Origin of the sequence: Paraburkholderia strydomiana (genome assembly GCF_046030495.1) — a bacterium.
Classification (GTDB): Bacteria; Pseudomonadota; Gammaproteobacteria; order Burkholderiales; family Burkholderiaceae; genus Paraburkholderia; species Paraburkholderia strydomiana_A.
This window is the reverse complement of record NZ_JAQQCJ010000057.1, coordinates 1-5,351: the sequence shown is the minus strand read 5'-3', so window position 1 is coordinate 5,351 and position 5,351 is coordinate 1. Positions and strand designations below refer to the sequence as shown.

Annotated in this window: 4 protein-coding genes; 1 reads left to right on the top strand and 3 read right to left on the bottom strand. The window is 64.1% G+C overall.

Features of this window, described 5'->3' with window-relative positions:
- Positions 1–209 precede the first annotated feature (209 nt).
- Together PQQ53_RS34800 and PQQ53_RS34795 are read right to left on the bottom strand one after the other, a co-directional pair.
- Positions 210–1,718: a M81 family metallopeptidase gene (locus PQQ53_RS34800; protein ID WP_408329231.1), complete on the bottom strand. Its 1,509-nt coding sequence runs from the start codon at positions 1,716–1,718 to the stop codon at positions 210–212.
- A gap of 35 nt (positions 1,719–1,753) precedes the next feature.
- Positions 1,754–3,049 (bottom strand): MFS transporter, encoded by a 1,296-nt coding sequence (locus PQQ53_RS34795; protein WP_408329228.1) that lies wholly within the window; start codon positions 3,047–3,049, stop codon positions 1,754–1,756.
- A gap of 139 nt (positions 3,050–3,188) precedes the next feature.
- Between PQQ53_RS34795 and PQQ53_RS34790 the strand changes: the two genes are divergently transcribed.
- On the top strand, positions 3,189–4,154 hold the full coding sequence (locus tag PQQ53_RS34790) for a LysR family transcriptional regulator (RefSeq protein ID WP_408329225.1): 966 nt from the start codon (positions 3,189–3,191) through the stop codon (positions 4,152–4,154).
- A 56-nt stretch (positions 4,155–4,210) separates the two neighbouring features.
- Here PQQ53_RS34790 and PQQ53_RS34785 read toward each other — a convergent pair.
- A partial coding sequence (locus PQQ53_RS34785) for an ATP-binding protein (protein WP_408329222.1) occupies positions 4,211–5,351 on the bottom strand: 1,141 nt, incomplete at its 5' end.

Below are 5,351 nucleotides of genomic sequence, written 5' to 3'. Positions count from 1 at the left end.
CTCCAGCAAACTGAAACCCGCAACCGTGGTCCCTAGCAAACGGCGACGCCGGTTGTTGATCTGTTCCGACATGACGATTCTCCTTAACGATGGGCGCGCTGCGATGCACGCGCTCCCGATGCACGAAAAGAAACATCAGCCCGACTCCCGCGCGGCTGCACTTGCGCACGGTGCCGTTCAGGCTGTGTCCAGACAAACCAGAGTCGAAGTCAGAGAGCAACCGCGCGGAGCGATTCGAACGACGGCCCCATCGGCCGCACGCGGATGTCCGGATGCAGACGCTCCCACGGCAGGTCGACGGGATCGGCGGCCATCGGTCCCGGCGCTTTTGCCACGAGAATTGTATCGGCGATTGCTTCGAAGTCCGCACGAAAATGAACCGAACTCTTGAGCACGAGGATCTTCATCTGCTCGGGCTCGATGCCCGCCACGCGGAACAGGTTGCGATCGAACACCTGCATCTTGATAGCGCTGACCGCAATCCTGACCCCCTCGATCCGCAGACAGGCAACCTGACCCAACTCGCCTTGCATGCCATTGAGCATCGGGCCGTCAAAACGGAAGCGCCCATCCGACAGGTGTTCGACTTCGAAGACCGCTTCGAGCGGCGCATCGCCCGGTACGCCGGAACGACCGCCCAACGCCGCCGAAATGCGCGCGCCGACGCCCGCACGATGCGCCGCCGCCGCGACCTCCGCATCCCAGATCACGCCAACTGCCGCCTGCGTCGCGCCGTTGCGCAGCAGCGCCCGCACCATGCCCATCGTGTTCGAATCGCCGCCCACGCCGGGGTTGTCCTGCGTATCGGCGATGATGACCGGCTTCGTCGCGGCGCGGCTCACGGCGACGGCCTCCTGCGCCGCTTCGTCAGGACTCAGGAAGGGCACGTCCCATTGCGCTTCGTCGCCGACGAGCTTCGAATACAACGCGTCGGCCGCGCGATTCGCTTCATCCTGGCTGAACGAATAGGCCCAGACCGTCGGCCCGCATTCGGGGAAATCGGCGGCCGGAAAACCCGGCGCGAACGACACAGACACCACGTCTTTTGCTTCGAGCGCCGCCAGCGTGCCGTACATGTCGCTTGCGGGCGCGACCAGCGTACACATGCCGTTCACGGGAATGAGAAACGGCGCGCGGCGAAACGCACAATGCAGCGGACGGCCTTGCGCCACCAGTTGTTCGAGAATCCATGCGGCGCGCTCTCCCGTTTCGGCCATGTCGACGTGAGGATAGGTGCGATACGCGACCAGCGCGCTCGCATGCTCGACCATGCGCGCAGTGACGTTCGCATGCAGGTCCAGCGAAACGACCACCGGCATGCGGTCGCCGACGATCCGGCGCACCCGCTCCAGAAGCTCGCCTTCACCGTCGTCGAACTGCTCGGTCACCATCGCGCCGTGCAAGTCGAGATAGATCGCATCGAAGCCGCCCTTTGCCACGGCGTCGAGAATCTCTCCGCCGATGCGTTCGAACGCATCGGTCGTCACATGCGCGGAGGCGCTTGCGCCCGCCCAGATCACCGGAATCAGATCGTGCCCGTTCGTCCGCGCCGCCTTGATGAATCCGCCGATCGGCACGTTGACGTCGCGCAGCGCCATCACGTCGGTGCCGCGCGCCAGCGGCGGGAAGCCCTCGCCCTGAACGAAGCTCGTATAAGTGGCCTTGGTCGGTGCGAATGTGTTGGTCTCATGCTGGAAACCGGCGATCAGGATTTTCATGTTCTTCACTCTCTATATGGGGAAGTGGAAGGCGGTCAAACCGGCTTTTTGTCGAGCGTCAGCTTGCCCGTCAGAATCAGCGTGGCCGACACCACCGCCGTACATGCCATGACGACGAGGCCCAGATGCATGCTCCCCGTCCACGTCTTGGTCCAGCCGAACACGGCAGGACCCCAGAATCCGCCCGACAATCCGACCGTGTTGATCAGCGCGATGCCGCCGGCCGCCGCGGTCCCCTCGATCAGCTGCGAAGGAATCGCCCAGAAGACCGTGTAGGCCATCCACAAGCAGGCAGTGGCCGCGGTCATCGCGACAAGGGTCAGCGTCAGACTTCCATCGGCGAGAATCGCGGCGATCAGGCAGGTCGCGGCACCGAGCGCCGGAATCGCGCAGTGGTAGCGGCGCTCGCCCACGCGGTCCGAGCGGCGACCCGCGAGGTACATGCCGAGCGCGGCCGCCACATAAGGAATCGCGACGTACCAGCCAAGACGGATCGTGTCGTCGACGCCCTGGTCTTTCAGCAGCGTCGGCAACCAGAAGCTGATCGCGTAGATCGGGAAAATGAGGCAGAAGTACGCGATAGCGAGCACATAGACGCGCGGGCTGCGCAGCACGTCCCTGAATGAATGCGCACGATGCTGCGCGGGCGCGGTCTCGCTATGCAGCAGCAGCTTTTCGTCGTCGCTCAGCCAGTTCGCGTCCGCCGGACGGTCCGACAGAACGCGCAGCGTGAGCAGACCCAGCGCCACGCACGGCAGTCCTTCGACGAGGAACATCCACTGCCAGCCAGCCAGACCCCACACGCCGGAGAGCGTCGTCATCAGCCAGGCCGATGTCGGGCCGCCGACGATGCCGCCCAGCGGCCCGGCCACGAACACGAGCGCAATCGCCCGCGCCATGCGCGCCGGTCCGTACCAGCACGACAGGTAATAGATCATGCCCGGTGCAAAGCCGGCTTCGAAGACGCCGAGCAGGAAGCGCATCGCGTAAAAGGCCGTCACGTTCTGGACGAACAGCATGCAGGCCGACGTGATGCCCCATAGCACGAGAATCCGGCTGAACGTCAGACGCGCGCCGACCTTCGGCAGCATCAGATTGCTGGGGATTTCGAACAGCACGTACCCGAGAAAGAAGATGCCCGCACCGACGCCATACGCCGCATCGGAGAAACCCAGATCGCTTTGCATCTGGAGCTTGGCGAACCCGACGTTCACACGGTCCAGGTACGCAAACATGTAGCAGGCCACCAGAAACGGCAGCAGCCGCCAGTTGAGCTTGCTATAGAGCGCTGAAGCGGCGTCGCGGGCTGTCGAGGGGTGAATTGCTGACATGTTTGTCTCCGGTTCCCTTGGGTGGACCTGTCGTCAGGGTTGAATCGATAGTGGCAGGGCAAAACACTGATAGCAAGAGCAACTAAGTTCACGTATCGTTGCTCTGTGAGCAACGCAAACAGCGCACGGGAGCGAGGGAATGCGAGAGATCAATCAGCAGCGCCTGCGGTATTTCAACGAAGTGCTGACGCATGGCACGATTCGCGGCGCAGCGGAAAGCATCAATACGTCGCCGTCCGTGATTACGCGGCAGATCAAGCTGCTCGAAGAGGAATTGGGGGCGACGCTATTCGAGCGCCAGGCGCGCGGCGTCAAGCCGACGGAAGCCGCGGCGCACCTTCTGGAGTTCTGGCGCGGCTACCGGTCGCAGCAGGAAAAGTTCGAAGACCAGTTGCACGCGCTGAAAGGCCTTCAGCAAGGGCATATTCAACTGGCCGTCAGCGAAGGCTATGTCGATACGCTGATCGACGACGTGCTGGCGCCGTTCTGTGCCCGCTATCCGAAGCTGGACATCGGCATGGAGATGCTCGCGGTCGACGCGATCCAGCATGAAGTCGCGGAAAGCCGCGCCCATATCGGGCTCGCGTACAACCCGCCGCCGCATCCGCGCATCGAATATCGGGCGAGTTCGCCGCAACCCGTCGTGCTGCTGTTGCGAAGCGATCATCCGCTGGCGAAAAGAAAAGGACCGGCGAGCCTCGACGACCTCCAGGCGTACCCGCTCGCATTGATGCCGCCGACATTCGGGATCGGCCATGTCGTGAAGATGGCGGAACTGGCCGAGAACGTCACAATCCGCGCGACCCTGACGACGAACTCGCTGAGCGCGTTAAAGCGTTTCGTGACGGCGGAGAACTTCATGACGCTGATCGGCGAGTTCGCTGCGTACCGTGAACTGGCGAGCGGCGAACTGACGACGGTGCCGATCGCGCATCCGCTATTCGAAGGGGCGCAAGCGCGCGTGCTGGTCAAGACCGACAGGCCGCTTGCGCCGGGCCCGCTTGAATTGCTCAAGTGGATTCAGGAGTGCATGCCGATGTTCTCGGCGCCCAGAGAAGCGAATGACGCGCGTAAGCGCAAGACGCGTCAGCGAGGTAGGGGTTGAGTGGAGCGGCGGCGGTGCAAACATGGAACTGTGCCGCCGCCCGGTCGGCTCGCGATCTAAGTCAGATTCCGGAGCGTCAATCTTGCTTCGAGCCCGCCGCTCGAACGGTTATGCAGCGAAAGCGTCGCATCCATCGCCAGCGCGAGTTGCCGCGCGATGGCGAGACCGAGCCCCGTGCCGCCCGTATGGCGATTGCGCGATGTTTCCACCCGGTAGAACGGCTCGAACACCGCTTCCAGCGACTCGGCCGGTATGCCGGGGCCACTGTCGAGCACGCTGATCGTGGTCTGTCCATCATGCAAGGCCGCCACGACAATCTCCGCCGAGCCGCCGAACTTCAGCGCATTGTCGACAAGGTTGCCGACGATGCGGCGCAAGGCCTGCGGACGCGTGGTCAGCGATGTGCCGAAGCGGCCCTGCAACGACACGTCCTTGCCTGCGTCGACGTAATCGCAGACGAGGCTGTCGAACAGCGCATCTGGATCGATGCGGCATGGCACTTCGGTCGTGCCGTGCATGGTCCGCGCGTACGTCACGCCTTCTTTGACGAGCGCCTCCATTTCCTGCAGGTCTTGCCGCAGTTTTGCGCCTTCCGCTTCGCCCTCCATCACGTCGACGCGCAAGCGCATACGCGTGATCGGCGTTTGCAGGTCGTGCGAAATTGCCGCGAGAATCTGCATGCGTTCGGTCATATACGTCGCGATCCGGTCCTGCATCGCGTTGAACGCACGCGCGGCGCGTGCCACTTCGGAGGGTCCGTCTTCCGGCAGGCGGTCCGCTTTCAGATCGGGGCCCAGCGTGTCGGCCGCCAGCGCCAGCTGATGCAGCGGACGCGTCGCGAGCCGCACCGCGAGCCAGCAGCACGCAGCGAGCACCACGAGTTGCAATAGCAGTACCAGCGGCAGCCAGCGCGATAACGGCGCGCCCGACATCGGACGCATATCGATCGTCAGCGGCGTGCCGTCGCTCAACTTCAGATGCACCTGCAGGCGTTCGCGGTCGCCGGGGACCGCGTTCACCGCCAGCGGATAGCGGCTGCCGATGCCGTCGTCAATCGAGCGCGCGACACGCTCCGAGAGACTCGCATCGACAGGCGCCCCGCTCACGCCGGGCCCGAGAACGAACTCGTAGCTGCGCCGCGCGAGACGCGGCAGCCACTGGGCCCGCTCGTCGGGCGGCAAATGATCGAGCAGCGCC